The organism is Gordonia sp. NPDC003376, from assembly GCF_053589235.1.
In genome coordinates this window covers 22,069-40,735 of sequence record NZ_JBSFRM010000041.1, presented here as the reverse complement: position 1 = coordinate 40,735, position 18,667 = coordinate 22,069, and the positions used below count along the sequence as shown (strand labels likewise).

31 protein-coding genes are annotated in these 18,667 nt (G+C 66.2%); 29 read left to right on the top strand and 2 right to left on the bottom strand.

Annotation, left to right across the window (positions count from 1 at the left end):
* Window positions 1–1,418 (top strand): recombinase family protein (locus ACWDUA_RS24375; protein ID WP_449753607.1); only part of this gene is annotated, 1,418 nt, incomplete at its 5' end.
* Here the strand turns inward: ACWDUA_RS24375 and ACWDUA_RS24370 are convergent.
* Together ACWDUA_RS24370 and ACWDUA_RS24365 are read right to left on the bottom strand one after the other, a co-directional pair.
* Window positions 1,402–1,812, bottom strand: a complete 411-nt coding sequence (locus ACWDUA_RS24370; RefSeq protein WP_449753606.1) for a hypothetical protein — start codon at window positions 1,810–1,812, stop codon at window positions 1,402–1,404. The two genes, ACWDUA_RS24375 and ACWDUA_RS24370, sit on opposite strands and share 17 nt — an antisense overlap.
* A gap of 158 nt (window positions 1,813–1,970) precedes the next feature.
* On the bottom strand, window positions 1,971–2,501 hold the full coding sequence (locus ACWDUA_RS24365) for a hypothetical protein (RefSeq protein WP_449753605.1): 531 nt from the start codon (window positions 2,499–2,501) through the stop codon (window positions 1,971–1,973).
* A 158-nt stretch (window positions 2,502–2,659) separates the two neighbouring features.
* Between ACWDUA_RS24365 and ACWDUA_RS24360 the strand changes: the two genes are divergently transcribed.
* From ACWDUA_RS24360 to ACWDUA_RS24225, 28 genes are all read left to right on the top strand, one after another.
* A complete protein-coding gene (locus tag ACWDUA_RS24360; RefSeq protein ID WP_449753604.1) occupies window positions 2,660–2,896 on the top strand; it encodes a helix-turn-helix domain-containing protein in 237 nt (78 codons plus the stop codon).
* Between the two features lie 65 nt (window positions 2,897–2,961).
* Window positions 2,962–3,141 carry a hypothetical protein gene (locus ACWDUA_RS24355; RefSeq protein WP_449753603.1) on the top strand — a complete coding sequence of 60 codons (180 nt, stop codon included), beginning with the start codon at window positions 2,962–2,964 and terminating at the stop codon, window positions 3,139–3,141.
* A complete protein-coding gene (locus tag ACWDUA_RS24350) occupies window positions 3,138–3,533 on the top strand; it encodes a hypothetical protein (protein WP_449753602.1) in 396 nt (131 codons plus the stop codon). Before ACWDUA_RS24355 ends, ACWDUA_RS24350 begins: the two co-directional genes overlap by 4 nt.
* On the top strand, window positions 3,526–3,723 hold the full coding sequence (locus ACWDUA_RS24345; protein WP_449753601.1) for a hypothetical protein: 198 nt from the start codon (window positions 3,526–3,528) through the stop codon (window positions 3,721–3,723). The genes ACWDUA_RS24350 and ACWDUA_RS24345 overlap by 8 nt, the downstream gene beginning before the upstream one ends.
* Window positions 3,723–3,914 (top strand): hypothetical protein, encoded by a 192-nt coding sequence (locus ACWDUA_RS24340; protein ID WP_449753600.1) that lies wholly within the window; start codon window positions 3,723–3,725, stop codon window positions 3,912–3,914. Before ACWDUA_RS24345 ends, ACWDUA_RS24340 begins: the two co-directional genes overlap by 1 nt.
* Window positions 3,911–4,114: a hypothetical protein gene (locus tag ACWDUA_RS24335; protein WP_449753599.1), complete on the top strand. Its 204-nt coding sequence runs from the start codon at window positions 3,911–3,913 to the stop codon at window positions 4,112–4,114. Before ACWDUA_RS24340 ends, ACWDUA_RS24335 begins: the two co-directional genes overlap by 4 nt.
* Complete coding sequence (locus ACWDUA_RS24330) at window positions 4,111–4,410, top strand: hypothetical protein (protein ID WP_449753598.1); 300 nt, start codon at window positions 4,111–4,113, stop codon at window positions 4,408–4,410. Before ACWDUA_RS24335 ends, ACWDUA_RS24330 begins: the two co-directional genes overlap by 4 nt.
* Complete coding sequence (locus tag ACWDUA_RS24325) at window positions 4,410–4,853, top strand: hypothetical protein (protein ID WP_449753597.1); 444 nt, start codon at window positions 4,410–4,412, stop codon at window positions 4,851–4,853. Before ACWDUA_RS24330 ends, ACWDUA_RS24325 begins: the two co-directional genes overlap by 1 nt.
* Window positions 4,850–5,584, top strand: a complete 735-nt coding sequence (locus tag ACWDUA_RS24320; RefSeq protein WP_449753596.1) for a hypothetical protein — start codon at window positions 4,850–4,852, stop codon at window positions 5,582–5,584. The genes ACWDUA_RS24325 and ACWDUA_RS24320 overlap by 4 nt, the downstream gene beginning before the upstream one ends.
* Before the next feature lie 54 nt (window positions 5,585–5,638).
* Window positions 5,639–6,205 (top strand): hypothetical protein, encoded by a 567-nt coding sequence (locus ACWDUA_RS24315; RefSeq protein ID WP_449753595.1) that lies wholly within the window; start codon window positions 5,639–5,641, stop codon window positions 6,203–6,205.
* A 74-nt stretch (window positions 6,206–6,279) separates the two neighbouring features.
* Complete coding sequence (locus tag ACWDUA_RS24310) at window positions 6,280–6,606, top strand: hypothetical protein (RefSeq protein WP_449753594.1); 327 nt, start codon at window positions 6,280–6,282, stop codon at window positions 6,604–6,606.
* On the top strand, window positions 6,603–6,815 hold the full coding sequence (locus tag ACWDUA_RS24305) for a hypothetical protein (protein WP_449753593.1): 213 nt from the start codon (window positions 6,603–6,605) through the stop codon (window positions 6,813–6,815). The genes ACWDUA_RS24310 and ACWDUA_RS24305 overlap by 4 nt, the downstream gene beginning before the upstream one ends.
* Window positions 6,808–7,116, top strand: coding sequence for a hypothetical protein (locus ACWDUA_RS24300; protein ID WP_449753592.1), 309 nt, complete (start codon window positions 6,808–6,810; stop codon window positions 7,114–7,116). Before ACWDUA_RS24305 ends, ACWDUA_RS24300 begins: the two co-directional genes overlap by 8 nt.
* Window positions 7,113–7,295, top strand: coding sequence for a hypothetical protein (locus tag ACWDUA_RS24295; protein WP_449753591.1), 183 nt, complete (start codon window positions 7,113–7,115; stop codon window positions 7,293–7,295). Before ACWDUA_RS24300 ends, ACWDUA_RS24295 begins: the two co-directional genes overlap by 4 nt.
* Entirely contained in the window at window positions 7,292–7,612 is a 321-nt protein-coding gene (locus tag ACWDUA_RS24290) for a hypothetical protein (protein ID WP_449753590.1), read from the top strand. The genes ACWDUA_RS24295 and ACWDUA_RS24290 overlap by 4 nt, the downstream gene beginning before the upstream one ends.
* Window positions 7,612–7,776, top strand: coding sequence for a hypothetical protein (locus tag ACWDUA_RS24285; RefSeq protein WP_449753589.1), 165 nt, complete (start codon window positions 7,612–7,614; stop codon window positions 7,774–7,776). The genes ACWDUA_RS24290 and ACWDUA_RS24285 overlap by 1 nt, the downstream gene beginning before the upstream one ends.
* A gap of 172 nt (window positions 7,777–7,948) precedes the next feature.
* Window positions 7,949–8,164 (top strand): hypothetical protein, encoded by a 216-nt coding sequence (locus ACWDUA_RS24280; RefSeq protein ID WP_449753588.1) that lies wholly within the window; start codon window positions 7,949–7,951, stop codon window positions 8,162–8,164.
* A 742-nt stretch (window positions 8,165–8,906) separates the two neighbouring features.
* Window positions 8,907–11,231 carry a bifunctional DNA primase/polymerase gene (locus tag ACWDUA_RS24275; protein ID WP_449753587.1) on the top strand — a complete coding sequence of 775 codons (2,325 nt, stop codon included), beginning with the start codon at window positions 8,907–8,909 and terminating at the stop codon, window positions 11,229–11,231.
* A gap of 313 nt (window positions 11,232–11,544) precedes the next feature.
* Complete coding sequence (locus ACWDUA_RS24270; protein WP_449753586.1) at window positions 11,545–11,880, top strand: hypothetical protein; 336 nt, start codon at window positions 11,545–11,547, stop codon at window positions 11,878–11,880.
* Between the two features lie 13 nt (window positions 11,881–11,893).
* The gene (locus tag ACWDUA_RS24265; protein ID WP_449753585.1) at window positions 11,894–12,286 is read left to right on the top strand and encodes a hypothetical protein; all 393 of its coding nucleotides are present in this window, start codon (window positions 11,894–11,896) and stop codon (window positions 12,284–12,286) included.
* Window positions 12,283–12,498 (top strand): hypothetical protein, encoded by a 216-nt coding sequence (locus ACWDUA_RS24260; RefSeq protein WP_449753584.1) that lies wholly within the window; start codon window positions 12,283–12,285, stop codon window positions 12,496–12,498. Before ACWDUA_RS24265 ends, ACWDUA_RS24260 begins: the two co-directional genes overlap by 4 nt.
* Window positions 12,499–12,512: 14 nt before the next feature.
* Window positions 12,513–13,316, top strand: a complete 804-nt coding sequence (locus ACWDUA_RS24255; RefSeq protein ID WP_449753583.1) for a hypothetical protein — start codon at window positions 12,513–12,515, stop codon at window positions 13,314–13,316.
* A 303-nt stretch (window positions 13,317–13,619) separates the two neighbouring features.
* Window positions 13,620–13,988, top strand: a complete 369-nt coding sequence (locus tag ACWDUA_RS24250; RefSeq protein WP_449753582.1) for a hypothetical protein — start codon at window positions 13,620–13,622, stop codon at window positions 13,986–13,988.
* Between the two features lie 88 nt (window positions 13,989–14,076).
* On the top strand, window positions 14,077–14,442 hold the full coding sequence (locus tag ACWDUA_RS24245; protein ID WP_449753581.1) for a hypothetical protein: 366 nt from the start codon (window positions 14,077–14,079) through the stop codon (window positions 14,440–14,442).
* Window positions 14,439–15,746, top strand: a complete 1,308-nt coding sequence (locus tag ACWDUA_RS24240) for a PBSX family phage terminase large subunit (RefSeq protein WP_449753580.1) — start codon at window positions 14,439–14,441, stop codon at window positions 15,744–15,746. Before ACWDUA_RS24245 ends, ACWDUA_RS24240 begins: the two co-directional genes overlap by 4 nt.
* Entirely contained in the window at window positions 15,743–15,943 is a 201-nt protein-coding gene (locus tag ACWDUA_RS24235; protein WP_449753579.1) for a hypothetical protein, read from the top strand. Before ACWDUA_RS24240 ends, ACWDUA_RS24235 begins: the two co-directional genes overlap by 4 nt.
* Window positions 15,940–17,562, top strand: coding sequence for a phage portal protein (locus tag ACWDUA_RS24230; protein ID WP_449753578.1), 1,623 nt, complete (start codon window positions 15,940–15,942; stop codon window positions 17,560–17,562). Before ACWDUA_RS24235 ends, ACWDUA_RS24230 begins: the two co-directional genes overlap by 4 nt.
* Window positions 17,562–18,623 carry a phage minor capsid protein gene (locus ACWDUA_RS24225; RefSeq protein ID WP_449753577.1) on the top strand — a complete coding sequence of 354 codons (1,062 nt, stop codon included), beginning with the start codon at window positions 17,562–17,564 and terminating at the stop codon, window positions 18,621–18,623. Before ACWDUA_RS24230 ends, ACWDUA_RS24225 begins: the two co-directional genes overlap by 1 nt.
* Window positions 18,624–18,667 lie beyond the last annotated feature (44 nt).

Genomic DNA, 18,667 nt, shown 5'->3' with positions numbered 1-18,667 from the left:
GAGGCCGGATGTGCGAGCATGTGCATATGCGCGCCATCATCTACACCCGCGTCTCCAACGACCACAGCGGACGCTCGACCAGCACCGATGACCAAGAGCGCGAGTGCCGAGAGCTGTGCCGCACCCGAGACTGGGATGTCGCCGAGGTGCTGTGCGACGACGACATCGGGGCCTCACGCTGGTCGAGTAAAGACCGTCCCGCCTACCGCCGCCTCGCCGACGTCCTCCGCTCCGGCGATGTCCTGGTCACCTGGGAGGCCTCCCGAGCGCAACGCGACCTCGCGGCCTACGTCGAACTCCGAGACCTCTGCGCCGAGCGCGGCGTCGCCTGGTGCTACAGCGGACGGCTCTACGACCTCTCCCACGGCGACGACCGATTCTCGACCGGCCTCGACGCGCTGCTCGCCGAGAAAGAGGCCGAGCAGATCCGTGAGCGCGTCCTGCGCGGCAAACGCGCATCCGCCCTCGCCGGACGCCCCGCCGGACGCGCACCATACGGCTACCGCCCCGTCCGCGACCCGCGCACCGGCCGCACCGAGTCGTGGGAGCTGATGCCCGAACAGGCCGCGATCCTGCGCGAGGCCGCACAACGCATCCTCGGCGGCGAGTCCGGCCGGTCCGTCTGCGCCGACTTCACCGCACGCGACATTCCCACCCCGACCGGCAGTGCGTGGCTGTCCCAACGTCTGCGGGTGATGCTCGTGCGCCCCGCGGTCGCCGGTCTGCGGGAGCACCGCGGTGAGGTCGTCGGACCGGGCCGCTGGCCCGCGATCCTCGACCGCGATACCTGGGATCGGCTGTGCGCCCTGTACCGGGACCCTGACCGCCGGATGAACGACAGCACCGAGGTCAAGCACCTGCTGTCCGGGATCGCCGTCTGCGGCGTCTGCGGCGCCACCGTGCGCTACTTCGATCCGCCGTCAGCCCGGTCCAAGCACATCAACGCCACCTATGTCTGCTCGACCTCGGCGGTGTGTGTGCGCCGGCGGGTGGACCGCGCCGACGAGATGGTCTCCGAGTTCGTCATCGCCACCCTGGAGGGTCTGTCGCCGTCGGCGTTCACCCGCGACGACCCGGCCGCTGCCGCCGCACACGAGGAGCTGGTGGCACTCCAGTCGCGTCTGGATGCCTTCACCGATGAGGCGGCCAGCGGCGGGCTCTCCGCGTCTGCGCTCGCGCGCATCGAAGCCAAGTTGTTGCCGCAGATCGCCGAGGCCCGACGGCGGGCGTCCGTGTCCCCGATGCCGATCCCTGGTGATGCTCTCGGTCCGGCGGCGCGCGACTACTGGGGGCGGGCGTCTGTGTCCGAGCGGCGTGCTCTTGTCCGGGCGCTGGCGTCGGTGACGATCCTGCGGTCGACTGTGCGTGGCCCGGGCAGTTTCGATCCGGGGTCGATCGTGATCAAGCTGGCCCTGTGACTGTTGCCCGCATGACCCGATCCTCACCCGTCCATGTCACCAGGCACTCGAACCGCCGGTAGCCGGCCATGCCTCCGAGTCGGTTCTGCGCGTTCACCTCTCCGGTGACCTCCCACTCACCGTAACGGCTCGACGGCGTGGTCACCTGCACGCGACGGGTCTCCACCGATCCAGGGTTGTACGCAGCGTCTTTCAGCGCGTGCTCACACGCGACGGTGGCCGCGCTGTCGAGGTTGTGCGGGTCGGTCACCGCCTCGACGCGTGCGGCCTCCCGCTCTTCCGGGCTGGGGTCATCTGAGGTGTTGGCCGCGATCATGGCGACGATGGCAGCGAGTACGAGCACGGGCACAGCGACCCAGATCCACCATGTACTGCGCTTGCTCTCAGTCGTCATTGAGGCCTCCTGTGGTCCGGTCGGATGAATTCGAACACCTGTGCGATCTGATTGTCGGAGTCGAGCGCTACTAATCTCTCATGCACCGACCACAGATCCTCGCCGACATCGCCGACATGGCGCCACGCTTCGACACCAGACGACTGACGGATGACCAGCTACTTGAGCTCTTGACCCTCGTCCGACTCGGAACCGAAGCGACTCCGGATAGCATCAGTCGCCCGATCCTCCGCGTCGTCTGAGGTCTTCTGGCCTTGACCCGCTTCGCCCGGTGTTCCCTGTTCCGGCGCAATTTCCAGCTTCCCATTTCCAGCCCCCTCGATTCGCCGCCGAATCTCGCCGAGGAGCCTGTCTGTTGAGACCCCGGTGAGTTCGACATCCGGCTGCTCGCTGGTTGCGAGCAGGTGCCGCAGGATTCCTGCGGCGTCCGGGCGCCCAGCCTCATCGAGCTGGTCAGGCGCGAGCCCAACCGTGAGTGCCATGCGGGCGATCGTCTCGTCAGGTGCGACCACCGGAATCCGGCCTGTGCCGGTCCCCTGGAAGCCCTTCACGATCTGACGCCAACGCCCCTCGCTCATCCCAGCCATCTCTGCGGCCTTGCGCATCGACAGCTTCGGTACCGCCGCCTTCTGCGCGGCGTCGATCAGCCGAGCCTCTGGCGGTGCTGAGGGCGTTCCCATGTCACTCACCATGCAAGCGTAGGTGTGCGAAGTCCAGTCCTGGGAATCCCGCCAACTTTCGCAATTACACGCATGTCGTTTTCGAACACCGCAGGTCACGGCCACTACGCATCACTTCGTGCGATCTACGCTTGACCTACGCACTTCTACGCAGTACCTTCGAACGCATGACGAAGAACGAACTCCCACCGCCCCGAACGTGGCAGGAGCTTCGCGTCATCCGCGAGAAGGACGGCCACACGCTCACCTCCCTCGCCGAGGCTGCCGGGATGTCTCTCGGCTACCTCAGCGACCTGGAGAACGGACGCCGAGAGCCCAACGCGCGGGTGACCAAGAAGCTCGCCATCGCCCTCAACGTCCCAGTCTCGGTGCTGGAGAAGCACCGGCGCATCGCCGCGGCCTGACCAACAAAAAATCGCCGCCCGTGCGGACACACGGACGGCGAACACAACGAGAAAGAAGGCTCTCAATGCAGGACCAGTCTAAGGCACAGATCTCCCGCGACGAGATCTCCGCCGACATCAAGCGTCGAGCACGGGAATTCGCAGCCGACTTCCACGCCGGCGACCTCTCCCCCGAGGCGCAGCAGGTCATCCGCCGCGTGATCATCGACCCCTACCTCGCCGATCTCAAGGACGGTGCGGCATGACCACCGTCGACTCCACCTACCACCGTTGCTGCCGGTCGGTCGGTCGTCACTCCACCGACTGCACCGAGACGACTACCTCGACCGCCGAGGTCACCGGCCGACTCCTCGAGCAGATCACCGAGTTCGCCGGACCCCACTCATCCGTCTCGACCTACATCGCGGCCGACCGGGCCAGCGTCGACGTCCACGGCGTCAACCCCGACCGCTACCCAGAGTGGAACGCCGACGAACCACTAGCGGCCGTGCGCATCCTGACCGCCAAGTCCGGCCGCCGGATGATCAGCGCCGAGGCCGTCACCCTGCTCCGCGCCCTCCAGCTCGTCGCATCAGTGATGGCGTTCCCGCCCGAGGTCACTCCCCTGCGCCTGGTCGGTGGTGACCGCGATGCGTGACCTCGGACTGTACGACCTTGCCGGCGACCCGCCCGACCCCGACGGAGGACTGATCGAGTGCCCGTGGTGCAGCGGTTGGCATTCCGCCGACGACGACCTCTGCCCATTCCTCACCGCGGTCCCGGCCGACGGAGCCGAGATCCACGAAGAGGACATCGACTGGGACGACTGGATCGGGGAGGTGGCCTGATGGCCAAGCACCGTGCGAAGTGGTCGGTCGGCAGCGGGACCCGATGGGTGCCGGGAGTCGGGATGGTCACCGGTTGGTGGGCGGAGCATCCCACCGACCCGGGGCGGGACAGGTTCTTCACCCGATGGGGTGCCGCGATGGCCTACGCCGGCGCGTACGCCGGCACCCGCCACGCCGAGGCCGTCCGATGAGCGCTGACGCCTTCACCGCCATCTGCGCGATCGGCTGCCTCGCAGGCCTCGCAGGCACCTGGGCGCTCGCCTACCTGTGGCCCGACATCCCCACCGATGACGACGAGCTGCACGACATCGACAACACCCCACTCGGAGTGCTCGACCTGCGAGACCCCCTCGACGAGCACTACCGCACCGCACCCAAGGAGACCCGATGACCACCACCGAACCGCACATCGTCGACCTCGACGCCGTGCGTGACCAGATCGACGCCATCCGTGCCATCGACGCACAGATCAAGGTCCTCGCCGAGACCAGGGCATCCCTGCGTGCCGATGTCGAACTCGCACTGGGCGACAACGAGATCGGCAAACTCGACGGCCACACCGTGGCGACGTGGAAGCACACCAAGCGCAACAGCCTCGACCAGACGGCACTCAAGCGAGCCCATCCCGAGATCGTCGCTGAGTTCATGCGCGCCACCGAGGTTCGCACCTTCCGGGTGGTCGAGTGATGACCACTTACCGAGGCCTTATCGACAGCGGTCAGTGCAACGGACGCTGCCTGCTCGCCGAGGAGGAGGGTGAATGCTCCTGCTCCTGTGGAGGCAGGCATCATGGCGAGCTTGCCGAGATCCCGTTGGGAGGCTTCGGACCTCGGTCACAGGGGGTCATGAGGTATGGCGTGCACAACCCCTCTGCCGAGAGGTATGGACGGAAATACTGGATCGTTGGGTTGGCCGACGGTAGGGAGATGGGCATCAAGGCCGACTCCCTCGACGCATCCGACGGAATCCTCTCGGCCATCGGAGATGAGGGATACGCCCTACTGATTCTCAGGCCTGCGTACTGGATGTACGCCTACGCGGCCTCCGTGGTTGATGGGACTCCGGTTTGCGTGGACAACCTGGACGCTCCCGATGCTCCGAAGAAGAAGCGAGCGAGGAGTTTCCGATGACCGTGACCGACGTCGATCTGCTCGGCGACCTCAAGCAGATGATCATCGACGGCTCCGCAGGCGAGGAACGCAGCCAGCAAAGGGACCTCGGCCCCTCCGAGGTCGGAACCCCCTGCCTCCGGAAACTCGCCCTCAAACTGTACGGGGCACCGCACACCAGCCGAGGCAGCGACCCACTGCCCTCGGTGGTCGGCACCGGCGCCCACGCCATGGTGCAGGCGTACGCCGAGGCCGACAACGCCCGCCGCATCGCCCATGGGGACGGCATGCGATGGATGGCTGAGCAGCGTGTCACCGTCCGCCAAGGGCTGGCCGGCACCTGTGACCTTCTCGACCTCCAGACGTTCACCGTCATCGACTGGAAATTCCCTGGTCAGAGCCGATTTGACCACTACAAACGGCACGGGCCGTCGGAGGTGTACCGCCGCCAAGCCCACCTGTACGGGCGGGGGTGGTGCAACCGAGGCATCCCCGTGCAGCGGGTGGGAATCTGTTTCCTTCCCCGCGGTGGACAGCTCAAGCACGCCCACCTGTGGACCGAGCCATTCGACGACGCCGTGGTCGACGAGACCCTCGCCCGCCTCGACCTGGCGACCGCACTGATCTGGGACCTCGACATCGACAACCACCCCGAGAACGTCGACAAGATCCCCGCCACGACCGGCGACTGCTACGTGTGCCCTTTCCACGCCTCCACCCCACTCACCCCGTTCGAGTGCAACGGAATCTAGACCCCCAGTCGCAGAAGCGATTCGGGCCACATGAGAAGAAATGAGAACAAGAAAATGAGCATCCTCGACGACATCGACAAGGCCCTCAGCACCCGCAGCAAGTCCGCGTTCACCGCGGACAGCGTCGCCGGTGAAAAGGTCCGCGGCCCCATCATCTCGGTGGACTACCGGCAGGTCACCGACTACACCACCCAGCAGCCCGCCACCTTCCCGTCGGGTGACCCCAAGATGCAGTTCATCGTCTCGGTCCAGACCGACCAGCGGCTGGATGGAGACGATGACGGCGCGCGGAGTGTCTACATCCCGAACTGGGGCAAGCGAAAGCAGGCCCTCGTGGAGGCGATCCGCGAGAGCGGCGCATCGAAGGGCTCCGAGGTCATGAGGCCCGGGGTCGTGTTCGAGGCGGTCTACAACGGGGAGAAGCGCGCCCAGGGTGGCCAGAGCGGTTCCTACACCTACAAGGACTACACCTACGAGTTCGATCGTGGGGCTGCTGCGAGTTCGGCGGCCGACGCGCTCACCTCGGCGCCGGCCGAGTCCGTGCCCGCCGGATTCACCGCAGAGCAGTGGGCCTCGATGCCCGAGGCCACCAAGCAGGCGATCCTCGCCGCGCAGGCCTGACCTTCCTATCTCGGTTCGGCTGCCTTGTAAGGGGTTGCGAGGCAGCCGAACCCGGAACCCCGAAAGGAGTCATGATGACCGAACAGAGAAGACCACGCGTGCACAGCGTCTCGCTCCTGCACGCCGACGGCACCACCGAGACCTTGATCCCCGAGTCGGAGGTGTCATCCCTGCGTTCGGAGGTCGACCGACTGCGGGATCTAGAGGAGGCGGCCGTGGATGTCGTGGATGTCGACGCGTTGATCGAGCGGGTAGCGAAGGCGATACGGGCCGTCGATGTGCAGCATAACCAAGGCACCCCCTGGGATCAGCTCCCCAGTGGTGCCCGCTACCGCTACCTCAACCGTGCCCGCTCCCTGCATGACGCCGGGTTCCTTCGCACACCGGAGGCCGGACAGTGAGCATCGCAAAACGCATCCTCAACCACGAGACGTGGATCAACGACGACAATGAGCGGGATCACTCCTTCAACCCGGCCCCCAAATCGGAAGGCTGGGACCTGTTCGAGCACTGGGAAGTGGACGCTGGTGGCGAGCCGTGCCTGCTGCTGATCACCAGCTCCCCGAATGATGTTGGCAGCCTTGCGCCGGGGAGTTTCATTCTTGGCTGACTGGGAGTTGTTCGCCATCGGCCGATCCGACTTCGCGGTGCGTGAGGCGAAGAAACGGCATCGGCAGGCCATGCAGGCCGACACGATCCTTGCGGCCGCCACAATCCTGCACTACTGCTGCGACATGTGGGCGCAAGCCGCACACGGCGGCATCTATCCCGGAATGGCTGAACGTGCCTGCGGCCCAAAAGCGATCCGCCACATCGTGCACCTGGCCAACCATCCGACGCTCATCAACATGTGGGAGCGGGCCCATGACAAGGAGACCACGATGACCCTCGACTTCGGCGGTGCCTCATGACCTCCCGGCACCGCACCGGCACACCTGTCGACGTCACGATCCTGCGGGCCATGCTGCGGGACACGAGCGTGGTCGAGATGGTTGCCGCGGCCCTTAGCGCGTTCGGCGACACGCTCGGTGTACCCATCGACGGCGAGCAGTTTGTCTACGACATCAAACGAGACCTGGAGGAACTGTGAGCGACTATTGGCTCGGGCTGTTGACTATCCCCGCTGTAGCCGTCACAGCAGCCGCGACAGCTGTCGTGGTTGGGGGGCTGCTGAGGCTGTGGTTCGAGTGGGGCGAAGGTCTCCTCAAGCTGCTGCCGGAGCGGTTGCAGCCGCGCAACCAGACCCGTCACGCCGCGATCGTTGCGACCGCAGATAGGGCGTACCGGCTGTTCTGGGTGGCTGGCTTCGCTGTGTATGTCGTCAACCACGGTCCGCTGAAGAGCGGAACTCTGTCCAAGGTCCAGAGGGTGCGTCAGGCCATCGACAGAGAACTGGAGGAGGCGTGATGGCCGAGCAGATGGCTATGCGTACGAGAACCGAAGTGCGCGAAAAGATTCAGCGACTCATTCAGCATCACTGCTCGGTACGCCCCCTGTCCATCGCGTGTGACGACGACAAGGCTGCCGCGCTCGCCGAGCTGATCATCCGGATTACCGAAGGGAGGGTGTGATGGACCCCTACACCTCATACGACGGCACCGTCTATACCGACAACCACATCCTGCACCCCAGCCCGAACGCCTGTAGCCACACGAATACTCACGCCTGCGCGGCGTGCGACTTTGACGGCTACTACGTGCGTCGATTCGGTTCGGCATGTCCATGGTGGGGCGGCGGTGCGTGATGCCGATCTATGACGTCCGCGATGCGGCGTGCGCTGTCGATGTCCCAGGCGTCCGGCACATGGCACCTGTGCTGCTCATGCGCGACGGAACCTACGCGGTGTGCCCGGACCTGACCGGCGACGCACTCAAGGTTGCGCGCCGATGGGTCGACATCTGCGGACCCGACTTCCGCGCAGCCAACCTCGACCTACTCGACGACAAGAAGAAGGCGTGATGGAACCGCTGAAACCTGGGTATCTCGACCAGCGACTGAGCAAGCTGTACCAAGTTCACCCCCACAAGGCGTCCGCGAAGTGGCGCCCGAAGTACGCCAGCTCCAAGCAGCGCACATCCTGTGACGAATGCTTTGCGGCGCAACACGAATCCGGGGGGCTGTATGGCCCAAGGGCTCGTGTGACACACACGCGGACGATGCCAGACGGCGCCAAGCTCTACCTGTGCTCCGCTCATACGGAGTTGTGGCGAGAGCAGGACGAGTTGACCAAGCCGAAGAGGGCGGGCAAGAAGAGATGAGTGGCGCCGAGTACCTCCTCCTGAATCCGTTTGGGATCCCGGTCCGGAGGTTTTCCACCGCCGACGAGCTGGAGGCGCACATTGTCGAGCGGTTCGGGTCAACGTCGGCCGAGGACATGGCGAGTCACCGAGGTGTGATGCGGCAAAGCGGCGGTGATGCGTGATGGGGGTCGGGAAGTGGACTGTGCGCAAAGGCGAGACCTGGGGACGCCCCTGCTGGCGTGCCGAATCCGACACCGACCACTCACGCACCCGCACCTTCGACACCCATGCCGACGCGCAGCGGTACGCGGACTGTATGGCTAACACGCAGAGGAGGAAGTGATGGGGGTCGGCGACTACCCGCGGTGCACCGAGTGCGGCGCCCGCCTGCCCGCCACCACCTGGCGACCACGCCTGTGCGTCGACTGCCAGCACGACGAGAAGGAGGACGTGGCCGAATGATGCCCGTCAACGACGACACCCCCAACCCAATCCTTGCCGACGGATACGCCGACGCCGCCCCCCAATACTGGGCCGCCGGATGGCGAGGCATCCTGCCCATGCCCCGCGGGAAGAAGTTTCCCCCACCAACCAGCTACACCGGATACCAAGCCCTCACCCCCTCTTACCCCGACATCCAAGCATGGTGCGAGGAAAGACCCGACGGCAACACTGCCCTGCACCTCCCCGACACCATCATCGGCATCGACGTCGACGCCTATGACGGGCGCACCGGCGCAGGCACACTCGCCTACGCCGAGCACCTGTGGGTGCCACTGCCGGCCACCGTGCGCACCACCAGCAGAGACGACGCCCACTCCGGCATCCGCCTCTACCGAGTCCCCGCAGGCACCCGACTGGCCACCAAGATCGAATTCCCCGATGTGGGCCTCGGCCACATCGAGATCGTCCAGGCATCCCACCGGTACGCCGTCGTCTGGCCATCCCTGCACCCCGTCGGAGCCCGCTACCGCTGGCAGGACGCCGATGGGTTCTCCTGTGACATCCCATCACCCGACGACCTGCCCGACCTGCCAGAGGGGTGGATTACCCCTCTCACCGCCGGGGTGTCGACGGTGCCGACATCACTCGCCTCCGTCGACGTCACCCACGCCATCGCCGGACTCACCGACGGCACCATGGACCTTGCGGTGTCCAACCGGCTCAACTCCGCCATCCTCGACCTCCCCGGCGCGGCCAGCAGACACGACACCACCTGCGCGCACGTCCTGGCGCTCCTGCGCATGTCCGAGCAGGGGTACGCCGGTGTGCAGCAGGCATTGTCGGTGCTCGGCTCGGCATTCGCCGGCGCTGTCACCAAGGACGGCACCAGATCTGATCAGCAGGCACGCTCCGAGTTCGCGCGCATGATCAGCAACGAGCGAGGACACCAGCTCATCGCCTCATCGCCGACCGTCGTCGACGTCACCGAGGTGCTGAGAATCAACACCGAACGACGGCAGCCCGAGCCGACCGAGGACGTCGACACCCCAGAGGTGGGCGACGAAGACGACGACCCGGGCACGATCCAGATCCCCGACGCCGAATTCTGGGCGGCCAAGCCGTACCTCACCGCGATCTACGAGATGGCACACTCACGGCTCTCCTCCCCCTGGTCGGTCCTCGGCTGCTGCATCGCCCGCGTCCTGGCTGCCACACCGCCCTGGATCACCCTGCCACCGTTCATTGGTGGGCGAGGATCGCTCAACACCTTCATCGCGATCGTCGGACACTCCGGGCAGGGCAAAGGGGCATCAGAAGCCGTCGCCGAGCTCCTCGTCCCCCTCGACCCGTCGATCGGGGAGCTCCCCGCAGGCTCGGGCGAGGGTCTGGCGCACTCCTACGTCCATCGGGCCGGACCGAAGGAGAAGGACGACGCCGAGCCAGGCGGCATCATCCGTGACCGCACCAGTTGCCTGTTCTCCATCCCCGAGGTCGACACCCTGACCGCGGTCGGCGGACGACAAGGCGCCACCATCATGAGCAAGCTCAGATCCGCCTACTCCGGCGAGGAGATCGGATTCTCCTACGCCGACCCGACCAAGCGGCTCCTGGTCGGCAAACACCAGTACCGCATGGCCTTGATCCTCGGCGTCCAGGCGAGCAGGGCCAGACCGCTGATCGACGATGCGGCCGGCGGCACCCCGCAACGGTTCGTGTGGTTGCCAGCCAACGACCCCGAGATCGGATCGGTGGAAGGAAAAGAGCACCCCCCGATCGACTACACGCGGTGGGTCAGGGTCCGAGGAGATCTCGACATTCCGGAGATCGCGAAAACAACCATCAGAGAATCCCGAATTGCGCGAGCACGCGGCGAGGGAAATGCACTCGACGGGCACACCCTTTTTACCCGAGAAAAGGTGATGGTGGCCCTGTGTGCCCTCGATGGGCGGACCACGCCGGACGAGTGGGACTGGCATCTGGCGGGCGCGGTGATGGCCAAGTCGGAGGCGGTCCGGGCCGAGATCGGCGCCGAGCTGGCCGCCGAGTCCGAGCGCGAGGCAGTTGCCCGCGGCGAGTCCATGGGCATCTCCCAGGCGGTGCGCGACGACGCTGCAGTGAACTGGAAGGCCGCCAGGGTGTCCAGCTCGATCATGCGCGCCCTCGACCGCAAAGGGCCGTCATTGTCAGCCTCGGAGCTGCTGAAGAGCATCAGCAGCCGCGACCGGGCAATGGTCACAGAGGCACTCGAAAGACTCGAAAGGCAAGGCTTGGTCGAGATCGAAGAGGTGGTCACCGACGGCAGTAACGGTCATCGGATCACCCTTTCGGAGGTGGCGAAATGAGGGGGTGGAAGAAATGGCCACCCCGGGTGGGGGTGGCCACGGATCGGGCGAAAAACTCTCAATCATCGATCGAGAGTTACCGTACCCTAAAATCCTCTCTACCTGCACCGTTATCATTTTGTTATCTAAAAAAGGCTAACCCCTACGCGAGAACCTTCGACCGGGGTGGCCAAAACGGCCACGTGGCCACCCCATGTGGCCACGCCCACCACGAGGCCGACCGGTGAGCCCCGCACCGCGCTGCGTCTGCCCCGACTGCGGCGCCTCACACGCCCAGCGCAAACAGCGCGCAGACACCCCCCGAGCGCCCTCGATGGCCGACACCACCGACCTCACCCCGACCCGCTGCCCGCGCTGCCACACCCCCGTACTCGCCGGCCGCGTCGAAGCACTCGACCGACTCATCGACACCGACCCCCTCACCGAGATCGGGGTCATCGCCTACCGGGCCACCGAGCGCACCCTGTTCACCGTCACTGGCCCGAGGGCGCGCGTGGTGTCGAGCTTCTTCCGATGGCCACCGGCTGACCGCACGACCACCGTGCACGTCGAGCACGCCTGCGAGCGACCCATCCCGCCCGAACTGCGCGAAAACAATGTCGTGCAGAAAAAGCGGGAATACGAATTCCCCGAAAATCCGAACTTCTGAGAAAGGTAATTCGATGGTTAACCGCAACAAAGCCAAGGGCGACAAATACGAGCGCGACATCCTTGCCCGCTGCCTCGCATTCGGATTCACCCAAGCGCGTCGCACCAGACCCGGCCGCATGGAAGACCAGGGCGACATCCACCTCTTCAGCGACGGCCGCCACATCTTGCAGACCAAGGACGTCGCCACCCCCGCCTGGCGAGAGTGGCTCACCGGCCTTGCGGCCCAGCGCAAGGCAGCCGGGGCGTACACCGGTGCGCTCGTCGTCAAGCGCCGAGGTGTCGGGGGCAACCCGCCAATCCACCTCGCCGTGGTCGACCTCGACGACTACCTGGTGCTCATCGACCGACTCGAGGCCTACCACGAGGCATACCTCCGTGCAGCCAAGGGCGGAGACGCCGCATGACGACCGCGCCCGACTGGACCACCTGCCCCGACTGCGGCAAACGCAGCTACCGCGCCAAGCGGGACGCCAAAACCCTCCGACGACGACTCGGTGACGGACGACTGAGCGTCTACCGCTGCCTCGGATCTGGCTACTGGCATGTCGGACACAAGCCCCACCTGCTCGCACGAGGCGTGATCAGCCGCGACGACGTGGAACAGCGCCGCCGATGACCCGAGGAGATGAAGTGAGCAAGCCCCAACACCACGACGCACGTTCGGTCGACGGCGACGCGCGTGAACAGGCGCGTGAGCAGCACGGACGTTCGAGGTCGAGGTCGCGCGCATGGCGTGCGGATGAGGTGTTGTCGGAGGGCGAGTTGGCGGATCTGTGTCGCAGGCTGGATCTGGTGACGACCGATCTGGTTGACCGTCTGGCGTTGTTGGGTGGTCCGTGGTCACGGATGGGTGTTGCGGGCCCCCACGTCCAATCTCAGCCGTGTTCCCGCCCGCCCTACCATCTGGGGGCCGAGGGCATCCTCGCCGAGCTGAGCAACGAGCTGACGACGACCGTGCGGGTGTTGTGCGAGCACCGCGGTGTCGAGGTGCCCGCGGTCGACAGCCTGGTCGCCGTGGCTGGCTGGCTGCGTAAGCATCGGGTCGCACTCTCGGTGATGGAGCCGCGTGTGGGTCGCGAGCTGGTGTCGGGCGTCATCCGGGCCGTCGACGCGGCCGTTCGGGCGGTGGGTGTCGTCGAGCAGGAGTACCGCATCCCACACGACCGCGAAGCGGAGATGATCAAGCAGGCCAACCGCATCGAGGTCGATGCCGCCGCGGTGGCTCGCATGGCCCACAAGCTCGGTGATCAGGCCAGGGGGCTCAACCGCGATCGTGTGGACTTCCTGCGTCGCAAGGGCTATCTGGCGGGCGAGCAGGTCGACGGCAAGTGGTGGTACCGGCTCGGTGACGTGTTGGCTGCGCATAAGCGGGCGCGTGAGGCGCAGCGGTTGCGGAAGTCGCAGGTCGTGGCATCGTCAGCAGATCTGGGTTAAGCTGCGCTTGCGCGACCGTTGACCCTGACGAGGGCACGGTCGCGTTTCCCGTTCCCCGAACTATCCGGGATTTCCGGATAGTTGCCATGGGGCTCACATTTCCGAACCGAAAGGCGGTGACCTGATGGCTGCCCGCATCGTAAACCGCGTGCCGGTTCTCAAGCCGAGGCCGCGGCCACGCGCCCCCCACTACCACGCGAGCTCGAGCAACCCGCCGGTTGGCGGCACGCTCGTGATCGGCGGGCGGACCCTGCCTTACGACGCCCCAGTCGGCGATATGCTCGCCGCCGCGATGGGCCTCTGATGGCTGTCGAGCGCCTCGGAGGACCCCGCGACCGAGGCGACTTCACCACCGTCCCCGCCGACGACTACCGCCGGCAGTACGCGCTTCTCGTCGCAGAGATCACCGCGGTAGCCGAAGACGGCTTCGACACGGCCGAACAGAAGCGCACCTACTTCGACGAGGTGATCCCTGCCTGGGAGGCGGTCCGCAACGTCGACGACAAGATCAACCGTCGTGGCCTGCTCGCCATCCGAATTGCCGAGGCGCGCAACACCTTCCGGCGCGTCATGGGCGAACACTGGCAGCCGTCGGCCGAGAACACCGTTGCCCGTGCCGCCCGCGCCCGCGGCCTCGACATCACCACACCCGATGGCCCGTCGCTGGACTGACGACGACAGCGACCGACTCCGCGCACTGCACGCCGAAGGCCGGTCCCTGCACTCGATCTGCAAAGACCTCGGACGCAGCAAAGGCACCGTGTCTCATCGCGCGAAACTCCTTGGCCTGCAATGGGATCGAAGCCGCACCGCGAAAGCCGCCGAAGCGGTGCACGTCGACAACAAGGCGCGGCGCGCCAACCTCGAAGAGCAGCTGCTCATCAAGGCCGCCGCACTGCTCGACGAAACCGAACAAGGCGAGCTCGTCCACGGCTTCGGCGGAGCCGACTTCGTGTTCAACTCACGCCAACTCGACAACATGACACCGAAGTCCAAGAAGGACCTCATCCAGGCCGCCGCGTCCGCGCTCGTCGCGGCAAACAAACTGCACGAGCTGAACTCCGAGGGCCGCGACCTACCGGCCGTCGACGCCTGGCTCGACGCCATGCTCGGCGGTGACGAGTGATCGTCAACCCCCTCGTCGGCAAAGGCCTCGCCGCCGCCCGAATGCCCAAGGCGCGCCTCAACGTCTACGAGGGCTCCGTCCGATCCTCGAAGACCATCGGCAGCCTCATCGAGTGGATCAGGTTCATCCGCGTCGGCCCGGACGGCAACCTCCTGATGACCGGCCGCACGCAGCGCACCATCATCAACAACCTCGTTCTGCCGATGCAGGAGATGTTGGGCCCGCAACGCTGCAAGATCAACTACGGGCTCGGCACCGTCGACATCCTCGGCCGTACCATCCTGCTCATCGGCGCCGACAACGAGGCCGCCCGCACCAAGATCCAGGGCCTCACCCTCGCCGGTGCCTACGTCGACGAAGCCAGCACGCTTCCCGAGAGCTACTGGAACATGCTCGTGTCCCGCCTGAGTGTCGTCGGGGCGCGACTGTGGGCCACCTGCAACCCTGAAGGCCCCCGGCACTGGTTCAAGCTCAAATGGCTCGACAAGGCCGCCTACTGGATCACCCACGACGGCAGCATCATCGACCGCCGCGACGACCTCACGCTCCCCGAGGGCGATGACCGCCGACCCATCGAACTGCACCGCGTCAGCTTCATCCTCGACGACAACCCGAACCTCGACGCCGACTACGTCGCCAGCGTCAAGAGCATGTACACCGGCCTCTGGTTCCGGCGCATGATCAAAGGCGAATGGGCGTTGGCCGACGGCGCCGTCTACGACATGTTTGATCCCGCACGCCACGTGGTGGACGAGGTGCCGACCATCGAACGGCTCGTCGCGCTCGGTGTCGACCACGGCGTGCAGAACCCCACCCGCGGGGAGCTGATCGGTGTCGGCGTTGACGGCGTGCTGTACGTGGTCGCCGAGTGGAATCCGCCGCGCATGACCGACGGCGAGCGCTCGCAACACCTGCGTGCGTGGTTGGGTGAGAACGGTTGGCCGGACCGGCTGTTCGTCGACCCGGCGGCGAAAGGTTTCCGCAACCAGCTCCGCGTGGACGGCTTCACCTCGGTGTTCGCCGCCAACAACCGCGTCGTCCCTGGCATCACGCTCGTGTCGTCGCTGTTCAAGGCCGACCGACTGAAGATCCACCGCTCATGCACCGCGCTGATCGACGAGCTCCCCGGCTACGTGTGGGACACCAAGAAGGCGGAGGAGAAGGGCGAGGACGCGGTCATTAAGCTCGACGACCACAGCGCTGACGCCCTGCGTTACGGGGTAGTGACATCGCAAAACCTCTGGCGCTCCTACGTTTCCATCCCGACCGTGACCGTTGACGAACCTGAGGAGGCCGCCGCGTGAGTGATTCGATGAGGCTGGTCACTCGGGAGAATTTCTACGAGGTTGGGAAATGGGCGGGTGTCGAGGAATACTGGGGACTCCATGCTCCACGCCCTGCGCTGCATATCGAGACGCCTGACGGCCTGGCGCTCGCGCATATCGGTGACACGGTTGCTTGTTTCGGCGATGACTTCTATGTCCTGAAGGCCGCCCCGTGAGTGTCGATCTTCCCGCCAACGGCACCGCCTGGCCGCCCAGGCCGCACAACAGGGTCCTCGCAGCCTGCGCCGAGCGCCAAGTCTGGTGGGAGGGCGACCCCGACAAGCTCGCCCTGTTCTACGGCTCCGAAGGCTCCCGCACCTGGGGCGATGCCACCTCGCAGAGCCGCGTGAAGCGTGCCTGGCGAGCCTTCTGGGGACAGCGCGAACCCGGACCGTCCAACCCGCCGCGCCTGCATGTCCCGGTGGCCGCCGACCTCGGACGAGTCGCAGCCCAGGCCCTGTTCGCCGAGCCCGTCACCATCACCGACCCCGCCGGCGACGAAGCCCTGCAAGGCGTGATCGATGCGCTGATCAACACCGATGAGGCGCACTCACGCAGGCTCGCCGCCGCCGAGTCCGCATCGATGCTCTCAGGGGTGTACGGCCGTGTTGTGTGGGACCAGGAGGTCAGCGACACACCATGGATCGACTGGGTCGACGCCGACCGCGCCATCCCACACTTCCGCTGGGGGCACCTCGTCGCCGTCACCTTCTGGTCCGAGCTCGACTGCGACGACGACAACGTGGTCCTGCGCTGGCTGCAGCACTACACGCCTGGTCGCATCGACCACGGTCTCTACCAGGGCAGTCGTGACAACCTCGGCCGGGCCATCCCACTCACCGAGCATCCCACCACCGCCGGTATCGGGGTCACTCTCGACGGCACCGGCACCGGCATCGCCACCGGCACCGATCGCATCGCCGCCGGCTACGCGCCGAACTTCCGACCGGCCCCCGAGTGGCGAGACGAACCCGCACTCAAGGATCTCGGCCGGGCAGACCTGACCCGCGACGTCATTCACCTGCTCGACCGGATCGACCGGACATGGTCGAGCTGGATGAACGACCTCGACCTCGGGCGTGGCCGCATGTTCGCCTCCGAGGAGCTGCTGTCGTCGCGGCATGGCAAGGCCGGATTTGATCTCGATCAATCGGTGTACTCGCCGGTCGGCACCGGTGTGGCATCCACCGGTGAAGCCATCACTTATCTTCAGGCACAGCAGTTTGCGATCCGCGTCGACGAGCACCAGCGCACCTTCGAGGGCTTGTTGCGGCGCGTGCTGTCCCGCGTTGGCTACTCGCCGCTCACCTTCGGGCTCGCCGACGAGGTGGCGATGACCGCGACCGAGGTCGACGCCAAGGAGCGCGACACCAACGCCACCCGCGCCGCCCGCGTCCGCCTGTGGTCGCCAATGCTCGTCAGCCTGAATACCACTCTGTTGCAGGTCAATTCGCATCTCACCGGGGCACCAGCGCCAACTGAAGACCTTGAGGTGTCATTCCCCGCGATGCGTCAGCAGTCCGACAGCGCCAAGGCTGCCACCGTACAGATGTGGGAGGCTGCCCGCGCGGCGAGCACCGAGACGAAGGTCCGCTACCTGCACCCCGAGTGGGACGACAAGAAGGTGGAGATCGAGGTCGAGGCCATCGACAAGAGCGCAGAGCCACCGACGAGCATCTTCGGCCCCCAGGAGTCGACGTTCGGCCCTCCTGCCGAGGCTGACCCCAACGCAGACCCGCAAGCCCAGGGCGGCGAACAGCCGACCGACCAGCCTGCCGCCGATACGCTGGACTGATGGCACAGGACGGCGAGCTCAAGCCGCACGAGATCGAACGACTCGCGCAACGCATCAGCGACCTGTACGCCGCCGCTGAAGTGGAGCTACTGCAGCTGCTCGCCAAACACCTCGCCAAGGGCCTTGACCTCGACGAACAGCACTGGACCGAGCGTCAACTGCTGGAGCTGCGCAAATTCCAGCAAGCCGCCCAAGAGCTGATCGAGAAGCTCTCCGCCGAGTCAGCCGAGGTAGTCGCAACGATCGTCGCGCAGGCCGGCAACCGCGGCGCAGCCGTTGCCGTCGGATCGCTGGCCGCAGGGTCGGTCGCCTCGGCCGCCGTCGATCCCTACGCGGTGACCGCCATCGCCGCCGAGCTGGAGCAGACGCTCACACGCACACGATGGCACATCTACCGAGACACCAACGACATCTACCGCAAGGTGATCGCCGAGACCGCGCCACAGGCCACCCTCGGCGTCGAGACCCGCCGGCAGACCGCCCGCAAAGCCCTGACGCGCTTCGCCGAGGAGGGCATCACCGGGTTCACCGACAAGGCGGGCAAGCGGTGGGAGATGAGCACCTACGTCGAGGCCGCGAGCAGGCAGGCGACGAAAGAGGCTGCAATCCAAGGACATGTGGCACGACTAGAGTCCAACGGACACAACCTCGTGATGATCTCTGACGTGCCACAGGAGTGCGCCAAGTGCCGACCCTGGGAGGGCAAGATCGTCGCGATCAAGCCCGACGGCAAGCACTCCACCCTCGACGATGCTCGCCGCGGCGGACTGTTCCACGTCAACTGTCGGCACAGCCTCAAGCGCTACATTCCGGGACGCACCAAGGGATTTGGCGAGACTGCAGATCCACAGGGCGACAAGGATCGTCAGAAGCTCCGCTACCTGGAGCGCTGCGTCCGCAAGGCGAAACGCGCCGAGGCTGCCGCGATCGACGATGAGGCGCGCGCCGCCGCACGCAAACGCGTACGCGCGTACCAGGCGCAGATCCGCGACCATGTGGACAGCACGTCGGCTGTCCGGCGCCCCGACCGCGAGCGCATAGGGCCCACCACCGCCCGCTAAGACTCCCCGACCCCGGTCGGGTACCCCGCATCCACTCGGATGAC